The sequence below is a fragment of the Pigmentiphaga humi genome (assembly GCF_900606115.1).
GTDB classification, from domain to species: domain Bacteria; phylum Pseudomonadota; class Gammaproteobacteria; order Burkholderiales; family Burkholderiaceae_B; genus Pigmentiphaga; species Pigmentiphaga humi.
Genome location: NZ_UWPJ01000017.1, coordinates 196131 through 221675, shown reverse-complemented (window position 1 = coordinate 221675; position 25545 = coordinate 196131). Strand labels below are relative to the sequence as shown.

The window sequence follows — 25545 nt, the reverse complement described above, 5'->3', positions numbered from 1 at the left end:
CCAATACCATGAAGGTCGTCCACACCATCGAAGAATTGCGCGATCAACTGCGCGGCCAACTGCGGGTTTCCTTCGTCCCGACCATGGGCAACCTGCACGAGGGCCACCTGGCGCTGATGAAGACCGCCCGACAGCATGGCGACCCGGTCGTCGCCAGCATCTTCGTGAACCGCCTGCAGTTCGGCCCCAACGAAGACTTCGACCGCTACCCGCGCACGCTGCCGGCCGACATCGAGAAGCTCGAGCGCGACCGCAACGTCTACGCTCTGTTCGCTCCCGACGAACGCGAGATGTATCCCGAGCCGCAGAACTTCCGGGTCCAGCCGCCCGACGACCTCGGCGGCATCCTCGAAGGCGAGTTCCGGCCGGGCTTCTTCGCCGGCGTATCCACCGTCGTGCTCAAGCTGCTGTCCTGTGTCCAGCCGCGCGTGGCCGTGTTCGGCAAGAAGGATTACCAGCAGTTGATGATCGTGCGCGCCATGTGCCGCCAGTTCCAGCTGCCGGTGGAAATCGTGCCGCAGGAAACCGTGCGCGCCCAGGACGGCCTGGCGCTGTCCTCGCGCAACGGCTACCTGAGCGCGGACGAACGCGCCGAAGCCCCGGTGCTCTACGCCACCCTGCAGCGCATCCAGGCCGAATTGCGCGGCGGCCGCCGCGACGTGGCCGCGCTGGCGCGCAACGCCGCCGACACCTTGTCAGGACGCGGCTGGAACGTCGACTACATCGCCGTGCGCCGCCAGCGCGACCTGCTCGCGCCCACGCAAGAGGAAGTGGACCGGGGCGAACCGCTGGTCGCATTGGCCGCCGCCAAGCTCGGCGCCACCCGGCTGATCGACAACCTGGAGCTGTGATGCCCGCGCGGCGCCGACCAAGTCTCACAACCCTTGCAAGCAATTGATACAGGGCGCCGCGGCGGGGTTCCCGTCCACCGGGTGTTCGCTACAATCCCCGGCTCTGGATGGTTTACGATACGCCCATGATCGAAGATCTCGACCTTCTCGCCAGCCGCATCAGCCAGCTCACGGCGCTCACGCAAAGCCTGCGCGATGAAAACGCGGCCTTGGGCAAGAGCCTTGCGCAGCGCGACGCGCACATCCACATGCTGCGAGAGACGCTGGCCTCTGCCCAGACCCGGGTCGATCAGGTGCTGGCCCGGCTGCCCGCCGAGCCGGCCGAAGAAGCCGAAGGCGAGGCCGAAGCCGCCGAGGACGATTCTTCCACCGCAGCAGATGGCGCCGAGCCGGGCGCCCGGAGTCTATATGGAACGCCTTGACGTCACGATACTGGGCAAGGAATATCCGCTGGCCTGCGAGCCTGCTGAAAAGGAAGCCCTGCTGAATGCGGCCAACATGGTCGATCGTGCCATGCAACGCATCCGGGCCAGCGGCAAGATCGCCGGCAACGAGCGCATCGCGGTCATGGCTGCGCTACAATTGGCCGGCGAGCTGCTGCAGGCCAAATCGCCCGACGCGCGGCTTGCAGTCGGCGACTACAAGCGTAAAATCGAAGACATGCATCGCATGGTCGATGCCGCCTTGGGCAGCCAAGAAAAATTGTTTTGAGTTCGATGCTGTTTTGATGTTTGTGCGGAGCTTTTCCCGTCCGCGCAAACGAGTATGATCAGTTTTCCCTGCCGTGTTCGTGTTTGGCCTTATATTTCTTGGACCCATGCTTATGGCATGAGGTTGTGGAAATTGCCCGCGGGCGTGATCGTCTCTCCGTCAGACGAACCCGAAGCGAGGCTGACCGCGACCACCTTGAACCCCGGTTCAAGATGCCGGCCTAGCGACACAGGCGGGGAACCCCATTTAGCCCCCCCGTACGCGCTCACGCGCGAAGGGAGGCACACCCCCTACCCGCTTACGCGGGCCCCCTCAAGGGGGCAGCACTGGCGGACCGGCAAAGCCGGATCCGCGGTGCTCTGGGTTCTCTCACCACGGCCTCGTGGAACTTGGTGTGTTGCGGATTGCCTTTGGTCCGCGCTTCTACTCCTTCCCTCTACTGCTTGAACGCACTGCTGCGAATGCGCGCCCGCGTTCGGGCATGTGCATTGGGTCTCCTGGTATTCTTGCCCGTTGGTTCGTATAACGACAGCGATCCAGTCTGAGGTCGCTCGCCAATTCTTGCCTACGGAGACGACGTTTACCCATGGATCCCTTATTCATCCTCGCCCTGCTGGTGCTGGGCGCCTGCACAGGCTTTGCGGCCGGGCTGCTCGGTATCGGCGGCGGCATGATCATGGTGCCGTTCCTGACCATGCTGTTCAGCTGGCAGGGACTGCCCACCGAGCTGATCGTCCATGCGGCGATCGCCACGTCCATGGCCTCCATCCTGTTCACCTCGATCTCCAGCGTGCGCGCGCATCACAAACGCGGCGCCGTGCGCTGGGACATCGTGGCCAGGTTCGCGCCGGGCCTGGTGATCGGCGGCCTGTTGGCGGGCGGCGCGATCTTCTCGGTGCTCAAGACCGGCTGGCTGGCGCTGGTGTTCGCGCTCTTCGTCGGCTATTCGGCCATCCAGATGCTGCTGGACAAGAAGCCCACGCCTACGCGCCAGATGCCCGGCGCCGCGGGCACGTCCGCGGTGGGCGCGGGCATCGGCTTCCTGTCGGGACTGGTGGGAGCGGGCGGCGGATTTGTGTCCGTCCCTTTCATGACCTGGTGCAACGTGCCGCTGCGCAACGCAGTCGCGACCTCGGCGGCGCTGGGCTTTCCCATTGCGCTGGCCAACACCGCGGGTTACATCTGGTCAGGCATGCAGCAGGCGATCACGCAACCCGGCATGCTCGGGTATGTCTATTGGCCCGGACTGCTCGCACTGATCGTCTCGAGCGTGCTGACCGCGCCGTTCGGCGCGCACACCGCGCACAAGCTGCCGGTGCGCTCGCTCAAGCGCATTTTCGCCTGCCTGCTGATGCTGCTCGCGGCCTACATGCTGTACAAGGCCGTGACAACGCTGGGGGCTTGAACAGAATCAATAACAAGGATAGCCAATGATGGAATTTCGCCACCCCGTTTCCCTGCTGCGCCGGATCGGCTGCAGCGCAGCACTGGCCGCGGCCGCGGCGTTGCCGGCCCTGGCCGCCGCGCAGACCGCCCTCCAGGCCGCCCCCGACGCGGCCAATACGCGGCCCACGCTCTCGCTGTCCGCCGCGGCGACTTCGGAAGTGGCGCAGGACAAGGTCACCATCACGCTGTCCAACGAAATCGAGGGCGCCGACCAGGCCAAGCTGTCGCAGCAGCTCAATCAGGTACTCGAATCCACGCTGGCGCAGGCCAGGCGCGACCAGGCCGTCACCGCACGCAGCGGCAACTACAACGTCTGGGCGAACACCGACCGCAACGGCCGCATTACCGGCTGGCGCGGCCGGGCGGAGTTGATCCTGGAATCGCGCGACTTCGCGGCCGCCAGCAAGCTGGCCGGCGAACTGAGCCGCCAGATGGCCGTCTCCAACGTGGCTTTCTCGCTCTCGCGCGAGGCGCGCGAAGCCGAGGAGCAGCGCCTGCTCAACGAAGCCGCCCAGGCCTTCAATACGCGTGCGACGCAGGCCGCCAAGGCTTTCGGCTTCACCGGCTACGCCGTCAAGCAGCTGGACTTGAGCGGCGCGGGCACCGTTACGCCCATGCCGCGCGCCTATGCCATGGCCGCTTCGGCCGAAGCCAAGACGGCCGACCTGCCGCTGGAAGGCGGCAAGTCCAACGTAACCGTGTCGGTGCGCGGCACGGTCTACCTGCAATAGGCGATGCTTCAGGAACGGCGCGGCGCGAGGGTATCGCCGCCGCGCCGCGCCCAGACGAACATCGCCGCGCCAGCGATGATCATGGGCAGGGACAGCCACTGCCCCATGCTCAGCCCGGCGGCCAGCACGCCGAGAAAACTGTCGGGCTCGCGCGTGTATTCGACCAGGAAGCGGAACAGGCCGTAGCCCATCAGGAACACCGCGCTGACCTGCCCCACCGGCCGCGGCTTGCTGGCGAACAGCCATACGATGGCGAACAGCAGCAGCCCTTCGAGCCCGACCTCGTACAACTGCGAAGGGTGGCGCGCCAGGCCGTCGCCCGCCTGCGGAAACACCATCGCCCAAGGCACCGTGCCGGGACGGCCCCACAATTCGCCGTTGATGAAATTGCCGAGCCGGCCCGCCGCCAGGCCGAGCGGCACCAGCGTCGCCACGAAATCCCCCACCTGCAAGAAGCGCAGGCCGCGCTTGCGCGCGAACAGCGCCATGACCAGCAGTACCCCGATCAGCCCGCCATGGAAAGACATGCCGCCGTGCCACACCTCGAGGATCTCGAGCGGATGCACCAGGTAGTAGGCCGGCTTGTAGAACAGCACGTAACCCAGACGGCCGCCCAGCACCACACCGAGCACGCAGTAGAACAGCAGGTCATCCAGGTCGCGCGCCGTCAACGCCGTCTTGCCGTGGCGAATGCGCCAGCGGCCCAGCGTCCAGGCCAGCACGAAAGCGACCAGGTACATGAGGCCGTACCAGCGTATCGCCAAAGGACCGAGCTCCAGTGCGATAGGGGAAAACTGCGGATGAACCAGCATCGGAATACGCTTCCATGAAAGGGCCGGGCACGTGCCATCCCGGCCGCGGATGTTGAGCATGCCGCGATGATAACGCCCTCGCGCGCCGCCCCGGAGGATACGCCCCTGCCTGTGACAGATCGACGCAGCCGGGCCGGGAACCGCGTCCGCGCCACCCCGACTGGCTACACTACGGCTTTCTTGGAACGCGGCGTGCACATGCGCGCGCCTTCATCCGGAGTACAGATGTCCGTTCGTCCCATTCGCCTGGGCGCGCTGCTTGCGCTGCTTGTCCTGCACATGGCCGCGGGCGCCCAGACCACGGGCCCCGACCTGATCCACAGCAAGAACTGCCTGGGCTGTCATCGCGTCGACGCCAAGCGCGTCGGCCCTTCCTACCAGAACGTTGCGCAGCGCTACGCCAACGACCCCGAGGCCGTCGACAAGCTGACCCGGTCCATACTCCGGGGCAGCTTCAAGAAGTGGGGAGCGATCCCCATGCCGGCGCAGACCAACGTCAGCGAGGCCGAAGCCCGGCAGCTCGCCCAGTGGATCCTGACGCTCAAGCCTTGACGCATTCGGTATACGTTCTCCGCATACCGCCTATACGGCTGCGACATACTATATAGAGCAACGCAATCGGCCTGGAACCCTGGCGCGGATTGCATCTCTGACCCAGTATCGGTCCGGCCCGGGCGGCCGGCTTCCTCCACTTCGCCACACGAGGCCATCATGAGCGCACAGATCGAGCAAGCCGTATTCGGCGGCGGTTGTTTCTGGTGCATTGAAGCCGTATTCCAGCAGATCGAGGGCGTGATCCGCGCCGACTCGGGCTATGCCGGCGGACATGTCGACAACCCCACCTATCACCAGGTTTGCGATGGCGGCACCGGCCACGTCGAGGTCGTCACCGTCACCTACGACCCGGCCGTGACCAGCTACCGCGAATTGCTCGAGATCTTCTTCGCCTCGCACGATCCGACCACGATGGACCGGCAGGGCAACGACGTCGGGCCGCAATACCGGTCGACCGTCTTCTGGCAGAACCCGGAACAGGAAGCGGCGGCGCGCGAAGTGATCGCCGACCTCGACGCCCGCGGCGTATTCGGCGCCCCCATCGTCACCCAGCTGCTGCCGCCCGCGACGGTCTGGCCCGCCGAGGACTACCACCGCGACTACTTCCTTCGCAATCCCGGCCAGGGCTACTGCGCCTTCGTGGTCGCACCCAAAGTGGCCAAGATGCGCAAGAGCTTCGCACACAAACTCAAGCAATGATGCGCGCAGGCGGACGTGCCGCTAACGCGGCGCCTCCGGCTGTCCGGCGTCGGGTTCGGCCACGCGCAGCCCATAGGCCGGCGCACTCGACAGGCGCTGGTAGTGCACCATCCAGACCAGCTCCACCGCATTCCTTACCCCGAGCTTGGACAGCACCCGCGCGCGATGGACCTCTACGGTGCGGATCGAGATCCCCAGCCTGTCGGCGATCACCTTGTTGGCGCGCCCCTCCATCAGCAGATCCATCACTTCGCGTTCGCGCGGCGTCAATGCCCTCATCCAGTCCTGCCCCTCGTGCTCCCACTGCATCGCTTTCCTTGTCTTTCTGTCGAAATCTGTCTTGCGGACCGTGGCGGCGCTCATACGCAGCGCCGTGCGAAACAGTCTGGCATACGAAAGGCGGCCAAATCATCTGTCAACACTGACAGGAGTCTGAACATCCCATGGCTCAAATCGGCACAAAGTTGTGCCAATCCATCGTTTTTCGGGAAAACCCCGACTCGTAACGAGCAATTTCCTTATTCATGCGGGCGCGCCGTGAGCTAACATGCCCGCCTTGCAAGTGAAGTCAGATAGGAGCCCACTTCCAATGCGCATACAGTCTCAACAAAACTTCTGGGCCGGGGTGATGTTCGTCATCCTCGGCCTGTTTTTTGCCACGTTCGCCGTGGAATACCAGATGGGAACCGCGGCCAAGATGGGGCCGGGGTACTTTCCGTTCTGGCTTGGCGTGATCCTGGCCGTCCTCGGCGCGGTCGTCGCCATTGCCGGCCTGTCGCCCAAGGCCGAACGCACCGAAGTCGCCAAGTTCAACTACAAGACCTTGGGGGTCATCATCGGCAACGTGGTCCTGTTCGGCATTCTGCTGCGCTACCTGGGCCTTTACGTTTCCGCCTTCCTGCTCGTCGTGCTCTCCAGCATGGCCAGCCACGAGTTCAAGTGGAAGGTCGCCATCCTGAACGGGATCTGCCTGGTGGTGGCCATTCACTTCATCTTCATTGTGGGCCTGGGTCTGATCTTCCCGCTGTGGCCTTCGTTTCTCGGCATGAACTAAGGAAAGCCATTCATGGAAGTCATTGAGCACTTGGCACTCGGTTTTGGGACGGCACTGACGTTCCAGAACATCATTTACGCCTTCCTGGGCTGCCTGATCGGGACCTTGGTCGGCGTGCTTCCCGGCCTGGGCCCCGTCCCGACCATCGCGATGCTGCTGCCCATCACGTACGCGCTGCCGCCCGTGGCCGGCCTGATCATGCTGGCCGGCATCTACTACGGCGCGCAGTACGGCGGTTCCACCACCGCCATCCTGGTCAACCTGCCCGGCGAAACCTCGGCGGTGGTGACCTGCCTGGACGGCTACCAGATGGCGCGAAACGGCAGAGCCGGACAGGCGCTGGCAATCGCCGCGCTCGGTTCGTTCTTCGCCGGTTGCGTGGGCACGCTGCTGATCGCCGCCTTCGCGCCGCCGCTGGCCGAAGTCGCGTTCCAGTTCGGTCCCGCCGAATACTTCTCGCTGATGTGCCTGGGCCTGATCGGCGCCGTGGTGCTGGCCTCCGGCTCGCTGACCAAGGCGATCTGCATGATCTTGCTGGGTCTGCTGATCGGCATGGTCGGCACCGACGTGAACTCCGGCGTGGCGCGTTTCTCGTTCGGCATCCCCGAGCTGACCGACGGCATCGACTTCGCCGCCGTGGCCATGGGCGTGTTCGGCTTCTCCGAGATCATCAACAACGTCGAGATGAAGGAAGACCGCGAAGTCTTCCTGGACAAGATCGGCCACCTGTACCCGACCTGGAGCGACATCAAGGAAGCGGCTCCCGCCGTCATCCGCGGTACGGCCATCGGTTCGGCCCTGGGCATCCTGCCCGGCGGCGGCGCGGTGATGTCCTCGTTCGCGTCCTACACCGTCGAGAAGAAGCTCGCCAAGGATCCCTCCAGCTTCGGCAAGGGCAACATCCGCGGCGTGGCGGGTCCGGAATCGGCCAACAACGCCGGCTCGCAGACCTCCTTCATCCCGCTGCTGACCCTCGGTATCCCGGGCAACGCGATCATGGCCCTGATGGTCGGCGCCATGACCATCCACAACATCCAGCCGGGCCCCCAGGTCATGACCTCGAACCCGGACCTGTTCTGGGGCCTGATCGCCTCGATGTGGATCGGCAACCTGATGCTGGTGATCCTGAACCTGCCGCTGATCGGCATCTGGGTCAAGCTGCTGAAGGTTCCCTATCCCATCCTGTTCCCGGCCATCCTGCTGATCTGCTCGATCGGTGTGTACACGCTGAACTACAACGTGTTCGACATCTGGATGACGGCGGCCTTCGGTGTGGTCGGCTACATCTGGTCCAAGCTGAAGTGCGAAGGCGCCCCGCTGCTGCTGGGCCTGGTGCTGGGCCCGATGATGGAAGAAAACTTCCGCCGTGCTCTGCTGCTGTCCCGCGGCGACTTCACGACCTTCGTGACCCGTCCGCTGTCGGCGACCCTGCTGGCCTTCGCCCTGCTGCTGATCCTGATCGTGGCCTCGCCCGCGATCCGCAAGAAGCGCGAAGAAACCTTCGTCGAAGACTGATGACGAAACCGCCGTGCCTCGCGCACGGCGCTTCGATAGCGCAAGGCGTCCCACGGGACGCCTTTTTTTTGCCAAGGCCCACGGTACACTCTCGGCAGGAGACCAACACATGCCATCGATCGGAACCAAGACCTACGAGGCCGCCGCGCCGCTCAACGTCACTTTCATCGGACTGGGCGTCATGGGCTTCCCCATGGCCGGCCATCTGGCCCAGGCCGGTCATACGGTGTGCGTCTACAATCGCACGCCTGCCAAGGCCCGGGACTGGGTGCAGGAATTCGGCGGCACCGGCGCCCCCACGCCGCGCGAAGCCGCGCACGGCGCGGACGTGGTTTTCATCTGTGTCGGCAACGACGACGACTTGCGCAGTGTGGTGCTCGGTCCCGATGGCGCGCTGGCGGGCATGAAGCCGGGCACGCTGCTGGTCGACCACACCACGGCATCGGCCAAGGTCGCCCGCGAGCTGCACGCCGTCGCGCAAGAACAGGGCATCGCCTTCATCGATGCGCCGGTCTCAGGCGGCCAGGGAGGCGCGGTCAACGGCGTGCTGACCGTCATGTGCGGCGGCGAGGCCGATGCCTTCGAGCGCATGCGGCCGGTCGCCATGGCCTATGCGCAAGCGGTTACGCTGATCGGCACGTCCGGCTCGGGCCAGCTCGCCAAGATGGTCAACCAGATCTGCATCGCCGGTCTGGTCCAGGGCCTGTCCGAAGGCATTGCCTTCGGACAGAAAGCCGGCCTGGACATGAAGCTGGTGCTGGGCGTCGTCTCCAAGGGCGCGGCGCAGAGCTGGCAAATGGAGAACCGCGGCGCCACCATGGTGGACGGCCAGTTCGACTTCGGTTTCGCGGTCGACTGGATGCGCAAGGACCTGAACCTCGTGCTGGACGAGAGCCGCAGCAACGGCGCGCGCGTGCCCGTCACCGCGCTGGTGGACCAGTTCTACGCCGACGTGCAGCAAATGGGCGGCAACCGCTGGGACACCTCGTCGCTGGTCAAGCGGCTGCGCTGATCCGGCACTCGGTCGGCCTGCAACGCGTCAGGCCGCACGGCCACACAGCCGCTGCGCCTGGCGGCGCCCTACCGCGCCAGCGCGGCGAGGGTCCGTTCCAGCGGCCAGGCCAGCCGCTCCACCAGCGCGGCAATAGCCCCCAGGTCATGCGGCGCCACGACCGGCAGCGCCGCCCCGCCCGGCGGCGCTGCATCGCTGACCAGCGCTTCGATACCGGGATCCTCCGGATACAGCCAGGGCTTGCGGTTGGATTCGCGGTAGATTTCGATCTTTACGTGCGGATCGCGCTTGAAGCCCTCGACCAGGATGAAATCCACCGGCGAGAACAGGCGCAGCAATTCATCCAGCCGCGGCTCGGCTTCGTCCCGCAATTCGTGCATCAGCGCCCAGCGGCGGCCGGACGCCACCAGGACCTCGGAGGCCCCCGCCTCCCTATGCCGGTAGGAATCCTTGCCGGGCTTGTCCACGTCGAAATGATGATGGGCGTGCTTGAGCGTCGAGATCCGGTAGCCCCGGTCCTTCAGCACAGGGATCAATGCCGCCAGCACCGTCGTCTTGCCCGCGCCGCTCCAGCCGGCAAAGCCGATGACGCGCGTCATGTCAGACCCTCGAAAAGCAGCACGCTGACGACCTCGCCGGCCGCGACGTCCCCCTGGTCATGCCCCAGCACGATCAGCGCGTTGGCCTGGCTCATGCTGCGCAGGATGCCCGACCCCTGCGCGCCCGTGGTGCTCACCTGCAGGCGCCCGTCATCGGCCTGCGCGACGACTCCGCGCTGGTATTCGGTGCGTCCCGGCCGCTTGCGGATGGGCGCGGTACAGAACGCGCGCGCCAGCGGCAGAGCTTCGGGCCGGGCGCCGCTCATCGCCAGCAGCGCATCGCGCACCAGCGCGTAGAAGGTCACCATGACGGCCACCGGATTGCCCGGCAGCCCGAACAGGACGGCCTGGCGCGCGCCGGAGCGGATACGGCCGATCGCCATCGGCCGGCCCGGCCGGATGGCGATGCGCCAGAACAGCACTTCGCCCAGCCGCGACATCACGGCTTTCGTGTGGTCGGCCTCGCCGACGCTGACGCCGCCCGACGTAATGACCACGTCGGCATTGGCCGCCGCATCCAGGAAAGCGCTCTCCAGCGCGGCGGGATCGTCCGCCACCACGCCCAGATCCAGCACCTCGACGCCCAGGCGATGCAGCATGCCCCACAGCGTATAGCGGTTGCTGTCGTACACGCAGCCCGGCCCGAGCGCCTCGCCGACCGAGCGCAATTCATTGCCCGTGGAGAAAAAGGCCACGCGCAGCCGGCGCAGCACCGGCACCTCCGGCATCCCCAGCGAGGCCAGCAGCCCCAGGTCGGCCGGCCGCAGCAAGCGCCCGGCGGCCAGCGCCGTCTCGCTCCGGGCGAGATCCTCGCCGGCCCGGCGGCGATTGTCGCCCACCCTGGCCACGCCGGCGGCTATCGCAATGCGATCGCCCTCGCGGCGTACGAGCTCCTGGGGCACGACCGTATCCAGGCCTTCGGGGATGACCGCGCCCGTCATGATGCGCACGCACTCGCCCGGGGCGGCGCGTCCGGCGAACGCCTGTCCCGCCAAGCCGCTGCCGACCACGCGCAGCACGGTCTCGCCCTGCTCCGCGAGGTCCTGGCCGCGCAAGGCATAGCCGTCCATCGCGGCGTTGTCCTGCGGCGGCACGTCGATGGCCGACACGACGTCGCGCGCCAGGACCCGTCCCAGCGCCGAGCGCAAAGCCAGCATCTCCACGCCAGCCACGTGCGGCACCATTTGCCGGATGAACTCGCGCGCCTGCGCGACCGGCAGGTCGTGCGGGTCGTAGCCGGCAACACAGGACGAGATCGCTTCGAGCGAGGGCGGGCTGGGTTCAGTCATATCTATCGTTCACAAGCGCTGCAGTTCGGCCTCGGTGTTGGCGCCCGCGAAGACGGCAGCGTCCTCGAACAAGACCTCCGCGCGCCGGTGCAGCCTGGTCCAGGCATCGACCCTGCGCCCGCCGCCGGCCAGGAAACGCGCCAGGCTGTCTTTGAGCGTGGCGGCCATCAGGCAGAACACCGGCTGGGTCCGCAAGCCTCCGGGCCCGGACGTGGCGGCCACGGCGATCTCGGCATCCGCCGCTTCCAGCCCCTGCGCCAGCCGTTGTACGAGATCCTCCGGAAACCCCGGCGTATCGCAGGGCACGGCGGCGAGATAAGGCGTGGCGCATTGCTCCAGCCCGGTCAGCATGCCCGCCAGCGGCCCGGCATACCCCGGCACGGAATCCTGCCAGACCGGCACGCCCAGGGCCGCATACGCGGCCAGGTTGCGGTTGGCGCTGATCGCGACCCGGCCCACCTGGGGCGCCAGCCGGCGCAGCGCAAGGCCGACCAGCGGCTCGCCGCGCAAATCCCGCCAGCCTTTGTCCACGCCTCCCATGCGGCGGCCCTGGCCGCCGGCCAGGACCAAGCCGGTCGTGGATTCTTTGTCGATCATGCGGTCGAGTATAGACGAGGCCTCCCCGCCATCCGCCATTCCCGCGCCTGGCGCCGAGGTGGTCTAATATCCCTTATCGAGACAGGCGGCGCGCCTCGCGCCGCCATGCCACCACACCATTCAGCATTCCCGAGCCCCATGGCCACTTCCGACTCCCTCCTCCAGGCCCTGCAAGCGGTCGTCGATCCCAACACCGGCAAGGACTTCGGCTCCACGCGCGCGATCAAGAACCTGGAAATCCACGGCGCCGACGTCTCCTTCGACGTGGTGCTCGGCTACCCCGCCCAGAGCCAGGTCCCGGCGCTGCGCAGCGCGCTGATCGCCGCGGCCCGCACGGTGCCGGGCGTGGGCAACGTCAGCGTCAACGTGCGCAGCGACATCGTCGCCCATGCCGTGCAGCGCGGCGTGCAGCTGCTGCCCGGCGTCAAGAACATCGTCGCCGTCGCCTCCGGCAAGGGCGGCGTGGGCAAGAGCACCACCGCCGCCAACCTGGCGCTGGCGCTGGCGGCCGAAGGCGCGCGCGTGGGCCTGCTCGATGCCGACATCTACGGCCCCAGCCAGCCGCAGATGATGGGCATAGAAGGCAAGCCCGCCAGCCTCGACGGCAAGTCGATGGAGCCCCTGGAAAACTACGGGGTGCAGGTCATTTCCATCGGTTTCCTGGTCGCGCGCGACGAAGCCATGATCTGGCGCGGCCCCATGGCCGTGCAGGCGCTGGACCAGCTGCTGCGCCAGACCAACTGGAAGAACCTGGACTACCTCATCGTCGACATGCCGCCCGGCACCGGCGACATCCAGCTCAGCCTGAGCCAGCGCGTGCCCATCACCGGCGCGGTGATCGTCACCACGCCGCAGGACATCGCGCTGCTGGATGCGCGCAAGGGCGTGCGGATGTTCGAGAAGGTCGGCGTGCCCATCCTCGGCGTGGTCGAGAACATGGCCGTGCACGTCTGCAGCAACTGCGGACACGTCGAGCACATCTTCGGCGCCGACGGCGGCAAGAAGATGGCGGCCGAATACCAGGTGGAGTACCTGGGCGCGCTGCCGCTGGACATCAACATCCGGCTGCAGGCCGACAGCGGCAGGCCCACGGTCGTCGCCGATCCGGAAGGCGAAGTCGCGGGCCTCTACAAGAACGTGGCGCGCCAGGTGGCCATCGCCATCGCGGACAAGAACAAGGACTTCTCGTCCAGGTTCCCGACGATTTCCATCAGCACCCAGTCCTGAGCGCAATGCGGCTGGGCACCCTCGGCAGTCCGGTATGATGGGGAAAAGCGGGGTTTGACCCTATCTTCGCGCCCAGGCGCCGGCAGCGCGGAGAAGCGGTCTTCCCACGATACCCAGGGAGGGGCGGCGTCGCAGTGCGGACGATGGATGACAACGAACACGTGCTCCAGCTCGTGGAGCAGCTCTACAGCGGCATACTCGATGTTTCCCGGTGGGACGACGCGCTGGTCCGGCTCAGCCATACGCTCGGAGCGGTCAGCAGTGGCGTAGCGAACATGCATCTCGCCACGCGTATCGTGACGTTCGACGAGGCCCTCGCATTTCCCGCCGACCTGAACGCCCAATTCGCGCAGGTGCAGGAAATCGACCCCGGGCGCGCGGCCGTGCCTTTGCTCGCGGCCGGCAAGATCTACGTCGACTACGCCTACCACGGAGAGCCCAACCTGCGGCGCATGCCGTTCTACAGCGATTTCATGCACCCCAACGGCCTGGGCAGCTACACCCTCATTCCCATGGGCGAGCATGACGGACGCCTGTTTGCCTTCTCGGTACAGCGCGAACTCGGGCACGGCCCCCTGGAACAGCATGATCTGCGTCTCATGCATGCCATGCTGCCCCACCTGTGCCAGGCGCAGACGCTGCGCATGCAGCTGCAGCACAAACGGCACCACGCCGACGTCTCGCGCGGCATGCTGGACAGCCTGGCCTTCCCGCTGTTCGTCTGCGATGTCCGCGGCCGGATCGTACAGGCCAACACCGCCGCCAGCCGGTGGCTCGACAATCCTGCCTGCCCATTCGCGGCAGGACCGGCCCATGTATCGCCGCCGGTGGCCAGGATGCTGCGCGGCGCGTGCGGCCTGGACGGCGATCGCGCCCGCGCGGATGCGCTGACGCTGGCCAACGGCGACCGGATGGTCGTCCTGCCGTTCGCGCCGCTGTTCGAGGGCTCCGGCGCCGACGATCTGGCGATGGTGGCGGTCCAGGGCGACCGGTGGCAGCCGGTTCCGCCCGGCACGCTGCTGCGCACCCTGTTCCGTCTGACGCCGGCTGAAATCCGCCTGGTGCAGCATCTGCTCCGACACGACGACGCGCTGCCCGCCGTGGCCGAGTCCATGCAGCTCTCGCTGCACACGTTGCGCACCCAGCTGCGCTCCGTGTTCGACAAGACGCATACGCGGCGGCAATCCGATCTGCTGCGCCTGCTGGACCGCCTCGGCCTGCTCAGGCAGGCTTTCTGAAAAACGGCCCCGCGCTACCCGCTTGGCGGGGCCGCTGTCCCCCAGCGGGCAGCGAGACCCGGCTCGCCCGGGTCAGGGCTCCAGGTCGTCGAACTGCGCGTAGGTCAGGCTGGTGCCGCCGCCCAGGCTGGACGAGAACGTGACCGTCCCGGGATTGCCCGACGTGCTGGAGAAGGTGGTCGTGATCGTCTCGGTAGAGATCTTGGTTTCGAGCGTGCCGCTCACGAAACCGCTCTTCGGCCAGGAATAGGACAGCGGCGATTTCGCCAGCTTGGCGTCGTACGAGAACGCAGCGCCGAGCACCGGGTCGGCCCCCTTGGCCGTGAACTGCAGCGCGGAGAATTCTTCGGTATCGGTGGCAGCCCGGTACGCGAATGCCGAGGCATAGTTGGTGATCGTCACCGGGTAGGTCTTGCCTCCATAGCTGTTCGTCAGCTTGAGCTCGGGGGTCTCGACCTTGACCGTATTGACGTCGTCGCTCTCGTCGGCAGCCGTCCCATTGCTGGCGTGCGCGATGTCCATCTTCAGCGAGCCGCTGGCCAGCGTATCGTCGAACATGGCGCCGGCCCCCAGCGTGGCGGTCGCCTTCAGCGCCCAGTCGGCGCTGTCGTCGTAAACCTCTCCGCTCACCGCGTCGAACACGACGGTCGCCTTGCCGGAGAAAGGAATGCCGTCTTCGGAGAACGTGCATTCCGTCGCGGTGAGCGCTACGGTGTCGCCAGCCGAGAGCGCGCCGCTGTCGTCGGCATCCGTCCAGATGCCCGTGGCCGAGCCGCCTTCATCGCATTCCACGCTCGCGGCATCCGGCTTGGCCAGCATGATGGCCGGGACGATGATGCCCTCGATGGCCTGCGACACGCCCATGCCCGTGAACGCCGTTTCATGGCCGTACCACTGCATCTGCTTGTTCGTCAGCGAGGTGGAACCGCCACCGCCGCCGCCGCTATCCCCGCCGCTGCCGCCGCCGCAGGCGGCCAGCGTACCGGCGGTCATCAACACAGCGACAGCACTCGACGTCTTCGACATTTACCATCCCCCAATGAATAGGTGCATACGAGGCGGCCATTGTCGTAAACACGCGGTCTCTTGCGCATCATCCGAATGGATGATGAAACGCATCATAAGGAGACCGGCGCGGCTCGCCCGCCTCGCACTGCAGCATGGCTCGCGCTGGACTTTGGCCGCCGCAAGCCTATACTTATGCCCGTGACGCAGGGGTACTCGGCGTCCGGTCCGCCCATCGAAAGGCGGCCCGGCGACGGGTTGAGATAACACCCTCAGCACCTGTACGGATAATGCCGATGCAGGGAGCGTTTTCCGGCGGAACCCGCGTTCCCGCTCCAAGGCCCAGTCTTCTGCCTCGTCCCCGCCAGGGGCCCGGCCGCGGCGCATCCGGAAAATCCCTTCCTTCGTTCGGCTCCGGAAAACCTTTCTTGGAGCTTCCATGAACGCCAATCCCAAGTTCCTCGCCGCCACGGCGCAGGTCGACCAGGCCGCCATCCAGCCGCTGCCGAAGTCCCGCAAGATCTACGAACAAGGCTCGCGCCCCGACATCCGGGTGCCTTTCCGCGAAATCGAGCAGGCCGACACGCCGACCATGTTCGGCGGCGAGAAAAACCCGCCCATCACGGTCTACGACACCAGCGGCCCCTACACCGACCCGACGGTGAAGATCGATATCCGCTCGGGCCTCGCCCCGCTGCGCGAGAACTGGATCGCCGAGCGCGGCGACACCGAACAGCTGGACGGCCCCACCAGCGCCTACGGCAGGGAACGCCTGGCCGACCCTAAGCTGGCCGAACTGCGTTTCGATCTGCACCGCACCCCGCGCCGCGCCAAGGCCGGCGCCAACGTGACGCAGATGCACTACGCGCGCCGCGGCATCGTCACGCCCGAGATGGAATACGTGGCCATCCGCGAGAACCTGCGCCGCGAGCAGTACATCGAGTCGCTGCGCACCAGCGGCCCGCAGGGCCAGCGCCTGGCCGAGCTGCTGGGCCGCCAGCACCCGGGCCAGTCTTTCGGCGCCGCCATCCCGGCACGCATCACGCCCGAGTTCGTGCGCGACGAAATCGCCCGCGGCCGCGCCATCATCCCGGCCAACATCAATCACCCGGAAATCGAGCCGATGGCCATCGGCCGAAACTTCCTGGTCAAGATCAATGCCAACATCGGCAACTCGGCCGTGAGTTCGTCCATCGCCGAGGAAGTGGAGAAGATGACTTGGTCGATCCGCTGGGGCGGCGACACGGTCATGGATCTGTCCACCGGCAAGCACATCCACGAAACGCGCGAATGGATCATCCGCAATTCGCCCGTACCGATCGGCACCGTACCCATCTACCAGGCGCTGGAGAAGGTGGACGGCAAGGCCGAGGAGCTGACCTGGGAGATTTTCCGCGACACGCTGATCGAGCAGGCCGAGCAAGGGGTGGACTATTTCACGATCCACGCCGGCGTCCGGCTGCCGTTCGTGCCGATGACGGCCAAGCGGATGACGGGCATCGTGTCGCGCGGCGGTTCGATCATGGCCAAGTGGTGTCTGGCGCATCACAAGGAGAGTTTCCTGTACGAGCGCTTCAAGGAGATCTGCGAAATCATGAAGGCCTACGACGTCAGCTTCTCGCTGGGCGACGGGCTGCGTCCGGGCTCGATCTACGATGCCAACGACGATGCGCAGTTGTCGGAGCTGCGCACGCTGGGCGAGTTGACGCAGGTGGCCTGGAAGCACGATGTGCAGGTGATGATCGAGGGGCCGGGCCATGTGCCCATGCATATGATCAAGGAGAACATGGATCTCCAGCTGGAGCATTGCCACGAGGCGCCGTTCTATACGCTCGGGCCGCTGACTACCGATATCGCTCCGGGCTACGACCACATTACGTCAGGGATCGGCGCGGCGCAGATCGGCTGGTACGGGACGGCGATGCTCTGTTATGTGACGCCGAAGGAGCATCTGGGGCTGCCGAACAAGAAGGATGTGAAGGACGGGATCATTACGTACAAGATCGCGGCGCACGCGGCGGATCTGGCGAAGGGGCATCCGGGCGCGCAGATCCGGGACAATGCGCTTTCGAAGGCGCGGTTCGAGTTTCGCTGGGAGGATCAGTTCAATCTGGGGCTGGATCCGGATACGGCGAAGGAGTTCCATGACGAGACGCTGCCGAAGGATTCGATGAAGGTGGCGCATTTCTGCTCGATGTGCGGGCCGCATTTCTGCAGTATGAAGATTACGCAGGATGTGCGGGAGTATGCGGAGCAGATCGGGGTGAGCGAGGTTGAGGCGTTGGACAAGGGGATGCGGGAGAAGGCGGTGGAGTTCGTGAAGAAGGGGGCGGAGATTTATCACCGGTCGTAAGGGGCTGGGGAGGCTTTGGGTACACTGCATTGAGAGCGTTGTTGGCCCGCGCAACCGGCTTGGCCCGGCAGGCGGCATGGCGGCATTGGGCCGGGTCCCGGCTTTGCCGGGACTTCCCGTGATTCGGGCGGGATTCGGGGCGGGCGAAAAACTCGCGCGGGGACAGTCCCCCGGACTGTCCCTAATGCCGCGCTCAAACAGTTCCGCCCTTGCTTCCCCGAATCCCGCCCGAATCACGGCCGGCCCAATGCCGCCATGCCGCCTGCCGGGCCAAGCCGGTTGAAGCAGCACGATGCCACGGCCTTAGGGCTCCAGCATCATCGATAGAGATTTCAGGACATTAAGCAATGACAGACACATTCACGCTTGCCGGCAAGACATATTCTTCCCGCCTGCTGGTGGGCACGGGCAAGTACAAGGATTTCGAACAGACCAAGGCGGCCATCGACGCGAGCGGGGCCGATATCGTCACCGTCGCCATCCGCCGCACCAACATCGGCCAGAACGCCGGCGAACCCAGCCTGCTCGACTATCTTCCCCCCAGCGAATACACGCTGCTGCCCAACACCGCCGGCTGCTATACGGGCGAGGATGCCGTGCGCACGCTGCGCCTGGCGCGTGAGCTGCTGGATGGGCACGATCTGGTGAAGTTGGAAGTGCTGGGCGATTCGCACACGCTGTTTCCGAACATGCCCGAAACGCTCAAGGCCGCGGAGACGCTGGTCAAGGACGGGTTCAAGGTGATGGTGTATTGCACCGACGATCCGATCCAGGCGCGCATGCTGGAGGACATCGGCTGCGTGGCGGTGATGCCGCTGGCGTCGCTGATCGGCTCGGGCATGGGCATCCTGAACCCGTGGAACCTGCGCCTGATCATCGATCAGGCCCGGGTGCCCATCATCGTCGATGCGGGTGTGGGCACGGCTTCGGACGCGGCCATTGCGATGGAGCTGGGTTGCGACGGGGTGCTGATGAATACGGCTATCGCGGCTGCGCAGGATCCGGTGTTGATGGCGAGCGCGATGAAGAAAGGCGTGGAAGCGGGCCGCGAGGCCTATCGGGCGGGGCGCATGCCCAGGAAGCTGTACAGCGCGTCGCCGAGCTCGCCGACGACGGGGTTGATCCAGTCCTGATGCCGGCTGGGCCGGAAAGCCGGTTCGCCAGTTCGCCGGAGCCGCGCTACCACCAGCCGTGGAAATGGTGCACCGGCCCGTGCCCCGACCCGACCCCCAGCCGGTCGGCATGGCGGATGGCTTCGGTCAGGTAGGCTTTGGCGCGGCGCGCGGCTTCGGGTACGTCGGCGCATTGCGGCAGCAAGGCGGCCAGGGCAGCCGACAGGGTGCAGCCGGTGCCGTGGGTGTTCTTGGTTTCGATGCGCGGCGCGGCGAGTTCGATCATTTTGTCGCCGTCGTGCAGCAGGTCGATGGCCACGTCGCCGGGCAGATGCCCGCCTTTCAGGAAGACCCAGCGCCGGCCCTGGTGGGGCAGCTGTTCGCGCAGCCGTTCGGCGACGCGGCGCATTTCCTTGACGGTTTCGACCGGGCGCTGCTCGAGCAGTACCCCGGCTTCGGGCAGGTTGGGCGTGAGCATCGTGATCTGCGGCAACAAGGCCTCGCGCAGCGCGCCGACCGCATCGCGCGCCAGCAGCGAATCGCCGCTCTTGGCCACCATGACCGGATCCAGCACGACGTGGGGCGGTTTCCAGTGCGCCAGCCGGTCCGCGACCGTCTCGGTGACCGGACGGCTGCCCAGCATGCCGATCTTGACGCCATCGGCGGGCACGTCGGCGAACAAGGTGTCTATCTGCTGCGCGACGAAGGCCGGGTCGATGGGCAGCACGCCCGTGACGCCCTGGGTGTTCTGCGCGGTCAGCGCCGCGATGACGCCGCAGGCGTAGGCGCCCAGCGCGCTCATGGCTTTGACGTCGGCCAGCACGCCGGCGCCGCCCGAGGGGTCGACGCCCGCGATGGTCAGGGCCTTGGGAATGGAACGAACGTCAGACATGGCGATCCTCGGGGCACTTTCGGCGGACGAGCGGCGCGGTGCGCCGGGCCGCCAGTATAGTCCGCCCCGATACCCGGCCCGCTTGGCCGCGTGCGCCGCGCGCAGGTAACATGGCTACCCCGCTCCTTCGAGCACGTCGCCCCGGACCAGGACCACCATGATCTACGAACTTGCGCGCATCGCCATCAAGCCCGGCACCCAGGAACGCTTCGAAGCCGGCGTCCAGGAGGCAGCCCCGCTGTTCCAGCGGGCCAAGGGCTGCCATGGCATGGAACTGCACCAGACGCTGGAAGACGCCAACGCCTACCTGCTGGTGGTGCACTGGGAAACCCTGGAAGACCACACCGTCCACTTCCGCGGCTCGGAAGATTTCAAGGCATGGCGCGCGCTGGTCGGCGACTACTTCGCCGCGCCGCCCGAGGTGTGCCACACCAGCGTCATCGCCAAGCCGTTCTGACCCGGGCGCATCGCGCGCCGCCGGTCCGCGCGGCTGGCGGGGTTCACGGCGCCGGATCGGCCAGCCCGTATTTCTCGATGAAGCCCCAGCTTTCGCCCGCGGGGCTGGGCCGCCCGACGAAGAAGCCCTGGATCTCGGTGCAGCCGGCGCGCTGCAGTTCGTCCCACTGGGCCTGCGATTCCACGCCCTCGCCCGTGGTCCGCATTCCTAGGCTGTGCCCGAGGTTGACGATGGCCTGCACGATGCGCGCGGATTCCGCGTTGGTGCAGATGTCGGACACGAAGGCCATGTCGATCTTGATGCGGTCCGCGGGAAAGCGGCGCAGGTAGAGCAGCGACGAATACCCGGTGCCGAAGTCGTCGAGCGAAATGCTCACCCCCATACCCGCCAGTTCTTCCAGCGTCGCCTGCACGTCCGCCGTGCTCTGCAGCAGTACGGTCTCGGTGATCTCCAGTTCCAGCCGATGCGGCGCCAGGCCGGCCGCGGAGAGCGCATCGCGCACCTGCCTGACCAGTTCGCCGCTGCGGAACTGCCAGGCCGACACGTTGACCGCCACCCGCAGCTCTCCGGGCCATTTGGCGGCCTGGGCGCAGGCGCTTTCCAGCACCCATTTTCCCAACGGCACGATCAGGCCGGTTTCTTCGGCGACGGCGATCACCTGCGGCGCGGCCAGTTGGCCGGGCTCGGGATTGCGCCAGCGCAACAGCGCCTCGAACCCTTCCAGGCGCGCCGACTGGGTATTGACCAGCGGCTGGTAATAGACCTCGAACCCGTCTTCGGACAGCGCTTCGCGCAGGGCTTTTTCGGCCGTGCGCCGCATGGCCTGCTCCTGTCGCATCTCCGTCTCGAACAGGCGCCAGCGCCCCCGCCCTTCGCTCTTGGCGCGGAACAGCGCCATCTCGGCATTGTTCAGCAATTGCTCGGCGGCCCTGCCCTGCGACGGATACAGCGTGATGCCCACGCTGCAGCCCATGACGATGCGGTAGTGGTGAAAGTACCAGGGCTGGGAGATGCCGCTGACGATGGCGTCCGCGACCGCCGTCACCGACTCGCGGCTGGCCGGCTGCTGCAGCACGGCGAACTCGTCGCCGCCGAATCGGGCGACCAGTTGCCCGCCTCCCACAATCCTGCAAAGGCGCTCGGCCACCATCCGCAGCACCTCGTCGCCCACCGCGTGCCCCAGGCCTTCGTTCACGTATTTGAAGGAATCGAGGTCCAGCAGCAGCAAGGCTGCGGGCTGTTCGCCGCCGGCGTCCAGGCGCGGGCCGATCTCCTCGGTGAACATCAGTCGGTTGGGCAGCCCGGTCAGTTGGTCGTGGCGGGACAAGGCGTAAGCCGCGCGGGCCGATTCGTACTGGGCGCGGATCTGCCGGCGCCCCAGCCCCAGGCAGACGGCGATGATGAGCACCAGCAGGAAAGTCCCGACGCCGATGGCCAGCGCATCGCCATGCCAACCGGCCGCGACGGTGCCGACCGGCACGCTCACGGCGACCATCAGCGGGTAGGACGTCTCCACCGCCAGGGCGGTCAACCGCATCACGCCGTCCAATTGATGGCGCACCTCCACGGCCTGCCCGTCGCGCAGCACCGGCAGTCCCTCGCCATCGTGCTGCAGCGAGAAAAAGCGCCGGCCTATGGTGCCCGGAACGGCCGGATGGCGGGCCAGCAGGCTGCCATCGGTGCGGTACAGGTCGATCGCCGTCTGGTCGCCGGCCTTGACCTGCCCGTAGAGGCTCTCGAAATAACTCAGCTGGATGCTGCCTATCACCAGCCCGAGCATGCGCCCGGCCGGTCCGCGGACCTTCTGGACGAGATTGAGCGTCCATTCGTCGGTGATGAAGTTGCGCGTAGGCAGGCTCAGATGGAACTCGGCCGCGGGATCGGCCACCAGCGCGCGGTAATACTCGCGGTCCGCCACGTTGATCCAGGGCGGGTTGCTGGTACGCGAGAAACCGAGCAGATCGCCGTTGGCGTCCACCACGGCAAGCGCGTCGAGGTAGGCCAGGCTGTCCGTCTTGGCCTGCAGCAGCTGGAAGATCTCGCGGCTCGAAGCGATCGACGCAAAGGCGTCGGCGCTCGTTCCGCCGCGGTCCTGGATACGGTCGGCCACATCGCGCTGTGCGGACTCGAGCCCCTGCAACGCGCGCTCGGCCTCTTCGCTCAAGACCATCGCCAGGTTGACCAGTTCGCGCGACTTGCTTTCCTGGGCGCGGCGCTCCAGGCTGATGACGAGGGCGACCGCAGCCGCCAGCACCAGGATGATGACGCCGCCGGCCAGGACCGTCAGGAAACGGACACGCTCTTCCCGCAACAAGGTGGAGGACCGTGGTGATGCAACAACCTTGGGTGGGATCGACGGCGCATTCATGGCGGCGTGTAAGAGCAACTCAGGCCCTATGATACTGGCTACGCTCCAGCTTGAGCGGGCATCGCCGCGCAGCTATCCGCCGCAGGCGCGCCAGGCTGCGATCGGCCCGTTCGTCCACAGTCGCGGCAGCGGGGTAGAATGACGCGTTTGCTTACGCCTTTTGCCATTATTCATTCTTGTCCGCCATGAACGCAGCCACTCTTCCAGACGTCGAACACGCCCGATTCAATATGGTGGAACAGCAGATCCGCCCCTGGGACGTCCTCGACCCTCAGGTGCTGGAACTGCTGTTCAAGGTCAAGCGGGAAGAATTCGTGCCGGCCTCGCTGCGGGCGCTGGCCTTCATCGACACCGAGATCCCGCTGCGCATTGAAGACTACGACAGCGGCGAATGCATGCTCGCGCCCAAGCTCGAGGCCCGCCTGCAACAGGAACTGGCGCTCAAGCCGACCGACAGCGTTCTCGAAATCGGCACCGGTTCGGGCTATCAGACGGCGCTGCTCGCCGGCCAGGCCCAGACCGTCGCCTCGGTCGAGATCCTGCCCAAGCTGGCCGCGTTCGCACAGGCCAACCTGAAGCGCGCCGGCATCGGCAACGCCACGGTCCAGGTCGGCGACGGCAGCAAGGGCTGGGGCACCACCGAGTACGACGCCATCCTGGTCACGGGCTCGGTGCCCGAAGTGCCGGACAGCCTGAAGTACCAGTTGCGCGTGGGTGGCAGGCTCGTCATCATCGTGGGCCAGGCTCCGGTCATGACGTTGCTGCGCATCACCCGCACCACCGCTGCCAGTTTCGAGACCGAGTCTCTGCTCGAGACCGTGGTCAAGCCCCTGCGGGGCATTACCGTATCCAAATTCAAATTCTGATCGGAGCCTTCGTAACGATGCGCGCCTGGCAGCATGCCCCGACGCTTTGCGCGCTGCTGAGCGCGTGTGCGATCGTCCCGGGGGCCCACGCTCTCGACCTCGAGCAGGCCTACCAGGCCGCTATCGCCAACGATGCCACCTTCGCCTCGGTGCGCTCGGCCTATACCGCCAACCTCGAGAAACTGCCCCAGGCGCGCGCGACCCTGCTGCCGGCCGTCAGCCTGACCGGCAACCGCGCGGAAGCATCCACCACCCGCCTGCCCGGCGTGCAATACACGGCCGAGACCTACACGCTGCAACTGGTCCAGCCGCTGTTCCGCTGGTCCAGCTGGCAGAGCTACGAGCAGGCCAAGCTGCAGCTCGCCGTGGGCGAAGCACAACTGGCGCAAGGCCGCCAGGACTTGATCCTGCGGGTGGCGCAGGCCTATTTCGACATCCTCGCGGCCCAGGACAACCTGACCTTCATCGGTGCCCAGAAAGAGGCGATCCGCGAACAGCTCGAATCGGCCAGGCGCAATTTCGAGATCGGCACCGCCACCATCACCGACACCCATGAGGCCCAGGCGCGCTACGATCTGGCCCAGGCCCAGGAAATCCAGGCGGAGTCCGACCTGGCAGTGCGCATCAGCGCGCTCCAGCAGATCACCAGCGCCCCGGGCGGCGACCTCGCCAAGCTGCCGCCAAGCGTCAACGTGCCGGCGCCGCAGCCCGCCAACGTCGGCGCATGGTCCGAGCAGGCCGAGGCCAACAGCCTGACGGTCGCGCAGGCCAGCCTGACGCGCGAGATCGCCATGCGCAACATCGAAATCGCCAAGGCCGGCCACTACCCCACGGTAGACCTCGCCGCCAACGTGGCGCGCACGCGCGGCCTGGTGGGCCAGACCATCGTCAACGATTTCTACACCACCCGCTCGGTGGGCGTACAGGTCTCGGTGCCCATTTTCTCGGGCATGGGCACTACCTCGCGGGTCACCGAAGCGGTCGCCCTTTCGGAAAAAGCCCGCAACGACCTGGAGGCCGCGCGCCGCGCCGCCGTGCAAAACACCCGCGTCGCCTTTCAGGGCGTCCATGCCGGCCTGGCCCAGGTACGCGCGCTCGAAGCCGCACAGGTCTCCAGCCGCAGCGCGCTCGAAGCCAACAAGACCGGCTACGAAGTCGGCGTGCGCATCAACATCGACGTGCTCAATGCCCAGCAGCAGCTCTACTCCACCGAACGCGACCTCGCCAAGGCCCGCTACGACGCCCTCATGTCCGGCCTGCGCCTGAAAGCCGCCACCGGCATCCTGGGCGAAGACGACGTCAGCCAGATCAATAGGCTGCTGAGGTAATCCCACCTCGCTTGTTACGGCTCGTTCTGCCGCTGGATGTCATCAAACGGCTGGTCGGGGCGTAATCTCCGGCGCGTAAAACTGCGGGGCTGGCTACCCGCCCGACCCCGCTACTTCTTCGCCGCGACGAGGCATCCGAGCGCCTCGTCGGTGGTCATGACGTCGCCGAAATAGACTGCCACGTTGTTGAGCGCCGCGGCATGCTCCTCGTCGGTCAGCGCCGCATTGCCGTCGGCCAGCATGACGACGCGATAATCGCGCATCATCGCGTCGCGCGCGCTGGACTCGCAGCACACGTTGGTAAGCGTACCGGCTATCAGCAGGCTCTCGATGCCGCGGCTTCTCAGTTGTTCGTCGATGTCGGACGAACCATCGATGAAAGCGCTGAATTTGGTCTTCTTCACGTGCAGATCGCCCGGCTGCGGTTCGAGCCCCGCGTAGAGCTTGAATCCGTCGTGGCGCTCGTCGAGCTGGGTCAGGCGGCGGTCCCGATTGGCGGGCAGCATCATGTAGGTGTGATAGTTGGCCCAGGTCTGCAGTACGCCGGCAGCAGTGGTCTGGATGTAGACCACGGTGCCGCCGGCGGAGCGCAGCGCCTGCGCCATGCGGTTGATGTTCGGCACGATGCTGCGCGCTCCCGGCACCTCGGAGGCAAACCCCTCGGCGACGAAATAGTTCTGCATGTCGACGACCAGCAGCGCGGTCTTGCCGGCATCGATGGCCTCGTGCGCCCATATCCGGCCCCGGCGGCGGAGGATCCGGTCCTTGATGAACTGCGGCATGGCGTAGGGATGCATCGAATTCTCCTGGATTGACGCCGGCGGGAAG

The 25545-nt window shown here is 66.4% G+C and carries 26 protein-coding genes and 1 other RNA gene; 18 read left to right on the top strand and 9 right to left on the bottom strand.

Going from position 1 to position 25545, the window contains the following annotated elements; translation table 11 throughout:
• Positions 1 to 8: 8 nt before the first annotated feature.
• From panC to PIGHUM_RS11200, 6 genes are all read left to right on the top strand, one after another.
• Positions 9 to 851 carry a pantoate--beta-alanine ligase gene (panC, locus tag PIGHUM_RS11225; RefSeq protein WP_124079670.1) on the top strand — a complete coding sequence of 281 codons (843 nt, stop codon included), beginning with the start codon at positions 9 to 11 and terminating at the stop codon, positions 849 to 851.
• Positions 852 to 976: 125 nt separating this feature from the next.
• Positions 977 to 1273, top strand: coding sequence for a hypothetical protein (locus PIGHUM_RS11220; protein WP_124079669.1), 297 nt, complete (start codon positions 977 to 979; stop codon positions 1271 to 1273).
• The gene (locus tag PIGHUM_RS11215; protein WP_124079668.1) at positions 1260 to 1562 is read left to right on the top strand and encodes a cell division protein ZapA; all 303 of its coding nucleotides are present in this window, start codon (positions 1260 to 1262) and stop codon (positions 1560 to 1562) included. The genes PIGHUM_RS11220 and PIGHUM_RS11215 overlap by 14 nt, the downstream gene beginning before the upstream one ends.
• A gap of 62 nt (positions 1563 to 1624) precedes the next feature.
• Positions 1625 to 1805: non-coding RNA, 6S RNA (gene ssrS / locus PIGHUM_RS11210), on the top strand.
• A 343-nt stretch (positions 1806 to 2148) separates the two neighbouring features.
• On the top strand, positions 2149 to 2967 hold the full coding sequence (locus tag PIGHUM_RS11205; protein ID WP_124079667.1) for a sulfite exporter TauE/SafE family protein: 819 nt from the start codon (positions 2149 to 2151) through the stop codon (positions 2965 to 2967).
• 25 nt (positions 2968 to 2992) lie between these two features.
• On the top strand, positions 2993 to 3739 hold the full coding sequence (locus PIGHUM_RS11200; protein WP_246013120.1) for an SIMPL domain-containing protein: 747 nt from the start codon (positions 2993 to 2995) through the stop codon (positions 3737 to 3739).
• An 8-nt stretch (positions 3740 to 3747) separates the two neighbouring features.
• Here the strand turns inward: PIGHUM_RS11200 and lgt are convergent, their stop codons facing one another.
• Complete coding sequence (lgt, locus tag PIGHUM_RS11195) at positions 3748 to 4551, bottom strand: prolipoprotein diacylglyceryl transferase (RefSeq protein WP_124079666.1); 804 nt, start codon at positions 4549 to 4551, stop codon at positions 3748 to 3750.
• Between the two features lie 225 nt (positions 4552 to 4776).
• Here lgt and PIGHUM_RS11190 point away from each other — a divergent pair, with 225 nt between their 5' ends.
• Together PIGHUM_RS11190 and msrA are read left to right on the top strand one after the other, a co-directional pair.
• Entirely contained in the window at positions 4777 to 5103 is a 327-nt protein-coding gene (locus PIGHUM_RS11190) for a c-type cytochrome (protein ID WP_124079665.1), read from the top strand.
• 159 nt (positions 5104 to 5262) lie between these two features.
• On the top strand, positions 5263 to 5805 hold the full coding sequence (gene msrA, locus PIGHUM_RS11185) for a peptide-methionine (S)-S-oxide reductase MsrA (protein ID WP_124079664.1): 543 nt from the start codon (positions 5263 to 5265) through the stop codon (positions 5803 to 5805).
• A gap of 21 nt (positions 5806 to 5826) precedes the next feature.
• Here msrA and PIGHUM_RS11180 read toward each other — a convergent pair whose 3' ends face one another.
• Positions 5827 to 6168 (bottom strand): response regulator transcription factor, encoded by a 342-nt coding sequence (locus PIGHUM_RS11180; RefSeq protein ID WP_124079663.1) that lies wholly within the window; start codon positions 6166 to 6168, stop codon positions 5827 to 5829.
• A gap of 226 nt (positions 6169 to 6394) precedes the next feature.
• On the opposite strand from PIGHUM_RS11180, the gene PIGHUM_RS11175 reads away from it, so the two are divergent.
• From PIGHUM_RS11175 to PIGHUM_RS11165, 3 genes are all read left to right on the top strand, one after another.
• The gene (locus PIGHUM_RS11175) at positions 6395 to 6859 is read left to right on the top strand and encodes a tripartite tricarboxylate transporter TctB family protein (RefSeq protein ID WP_124079662.1); all 465 of its coding nucleotides are present in this window, start codon (positions 6395 to 6397) and stop codon (positions 6857 to 6859) included.
• 12 nt (positions 6860 to 6871) lie between these two features.
• On the top strand, positions 6872 to 8374 hold the full coding sequence (locus PIGHUM_RS11170; RefSeq protein ID WP_124079661.1) for a tripartite tricarboxylate transporter permease: 1503 nt from the start codon (positions 6872 to 6874) through the stop codon (positions 8372 to 8374).
• A gap of 109 nt (positions 8375 to 8483) precedes the next feature.
• Entirely contained in the window at positions 8484 to 9386 is a 903-nt protein-coding gene (locus PIGHUM_RS11165; RefSeq protein ID WP_124079660.1) for an NAD(P)-dependent oxidoreductase, read from the top strand.
• Positions 9387 to 9454: 68 nt separating this feature from the next.
• Here PIGHUM_RS11165 and mobB read toward each other — a convergent pair whose 3' ends face one another.
• Genes mobB through mobA form a run of 3 tightly spaced genes read right to left on the bottom strand, consistent with a single transcriptional unit; the run spans position 9455 to position 11871 of the window.
• Positions 9455 to 9985 carry a molybdopterin-guanine dinucleotide biosynthesis protein B gene (gene mobB, locus PIGHUM_RS11160; RefSeq protein ID WP_124079659.1) on the bottom strand — a complete coding sequence of 177 codons (531 nt, stop codon included), beginning with the start codon at positions 9983 to 9985 and terminating at the stop codon, positions 9455 to 9457.
• A complete protein-coding gene (gene moeA, locus PIGHUM_RS11155) occupies positions 9982 to 11274 on the bottom strand; it encodes a molybdopterin molybdotransferase MoeA (protein WP_124079658.1) in 1293 nt (430 codons plus the stop codon). Before moeA ends, mobB begins: the two co-directional genes overlap by 4 nt.
• A 9-nt stretch (positions 11275 to 11283) precedes the next feature.
• Positions 11284 to 11871 (bottom strand): molybdenum cofactor guanylyltransferase MobA, encoded by a 588-nt coding sequence (gene mobA, locus PIGHUM_RS11150; RefSeq protein WP_124079657.1) that lies wholly within the window; start codon positions 11869 to 11871, stop codon positions 11284 to 11286.
• Positions 11872 to 12009: 138 nt separating this feature from the next.
• Between mobA and apbC the strand changes: the two genes are divergently transcribed.
• Together apbC and PIGHUM_RS11140 are read left to right on the top strand one after the other, a co-directional pair.
• A complete protein-coding gene (gene apbC, locus PIGHUM_RS11145) occupies positions 12010 to 13098 on the top strand; it encodes an iron-sulfur cluster carrier protein ApbC (RefSeq protein WP_124079656.1) in 1089 nt (362 codons plus the stop codon).
• Positions 13099 to 13241: 143 nt separating this feature from the next.
• Positions 13242 to 14336 (top strand): helix-turn-helix transcriptional regulator, encoded by a 1095-nt coding sequence (locus PIGHUM_RS11140; RefSeq protein WP_124079655.1) that lies wholly within the window; start codon positions 13242 to 13244, stop codon positions 14334 to 14336.
• 72 nt (positions 14337 to 14408) lie between these two features.
• On the opposite strand, the gene PIGHUM_RS11135 is transcribed toward PIGHUM_RS11140, so the two are convergent.
• A complete protein-coding gene (locus tag PIGHUM_RS11135; RefSeq protein ID WP_124079654.1) occupies positions 14409 to 15362 on the bottom strand; it encodes a hypothetical protein in 954 nt (317 codons plus the stop codon).
• Between the two features lie 418 nt (positions 15363 to 15780).
• Here PIGHUM_RS11135 and thiC point away from each other — a divergent pair, with 418 nt between their 5' ends.
• Both thiC and PIGHUM_RS11125 read left to right on the top strand, forming a co-directional pair.
• A complete protein-coding gene (gene thiC, locus PIGHUM_RS11130) occupies positions 15781 to 17694 on the top strand; it encodes a phosphomethylpyrimidine synthase ThiC (protein ID WP_124079653.1) in 1914 nt (637 codons plus the stop codon).
• Between the two features lie 347 nt (positions 17695 to 18041).
• Positions 18042 to 18827, top strand: coding sequence for a thiazole synthase (locus PIGHUM_RS11125; protein WP_124079652.1), 786 nt, complete (start codon positions 18042 to 18044; stop codon positions 18825 to 18827).
• Positions 18828 to 18873: 46 nt separating this feature from the next.
• On the opposite strand, the gene thiD is transcribed toward PIGHUM_RS11125, so the two are convergent.
• Positions 18874 to 19698: a bifunctional hydroxymethylpyrimidine kinase/phosphomethylpyrimidine kinase gene (gene thiD, locus PIGHUM_RS11120; protein ID WP_124079651.1), complete on the bottom strand. Its 825-nt coding sequence runs from the start codon at positions 19696 to 19698 to the stop codon at positions 18874 to 18876.
• Positions 19699 to 19855: 157 nt separating this feature from the next.
• Here thiD and PIGHUM_RS11115 point away from each other — a divergent pair, with 157 nt between their 5' ends.
• Entirely contained in the window at positions 19856 to 20155 is a 300-nt protein-coding gene (locus tag PIGHUM_RS11115; protein ID WP_124079650.1) for an antibiotic biosynthesis monooxygenase family protein, read from the top strand.
• A gap of 43 nt (positions 20156 to 20198) precedes the next feature.
• Here the strand turns inward: PIGHUM_RS11115 and PIGHUM_RS11110 are convergent, their stop codons facing one another.
• Complete coding sequence (locus tag PIGHUM_RS11110) at positions 20199 to 22469, bottom strand: putative bifunctional diguanylate cyclase/phosphodiesterase (protein ID WP_160142241.1); 2271 nt, start codon at positions 22467 to 22469, stop codon at positions 20199 to 20201.
• A 239-nt stretch (positions 22470 to 22708) separates the two neighbouring features.
• Here PIGHUM_RS11110 and PIGHUM_RS11105 point away from each other — a divergent pair, with 239 nt between their 5' ends.
• Together PIGHUM_RS11105 and PIGHUM_RS11100 are read left to right on the top strand one after the other, a co-directional pair.
• The gene (locus PIGHUM_RS11105; RefSeq protein ID WP_124079648.1) at positions 22709 to 23389 is read left to right on the top strand and encodes a protein-L-isoaspartate O-methyltransferase family protein; all 681 of its coding nucleotides are present in this window, start codon (positions 22709 to 22711) and stop codon (positions 23387 to 23389) included.
• 17 nt (positions 23390 to 23406) lie between these two features.
• A complete protein-coding gene (locus PIGHUM_RS11100) occupies positions 23407 to 24717 on the top strand; it encodes a TolC family outer membrane protein (protein ID WP_124079647.1) in 1311 nt (436 codons plus the stop codon).
• A gap of 110 nt (positions 24718 to 24827) precedes the next feature.
• Here the strand turns inward: PIGHUM_RS11100 and PIGHUM_RS11095 are convergent, their stop codons facing one another.
• A complete protein-coding gene (locus PIGHUM_RS11095) occupies positions 24828 to 25514 on the bottom strand; it encodes an isochorismatase family protein (RefSeq protein WP_124079646.1) in 687 nt (228 codons plus the stop codon).
• Between the last annotated feature and the right edge of the window lie 31 nt (positions 25515 to 25545).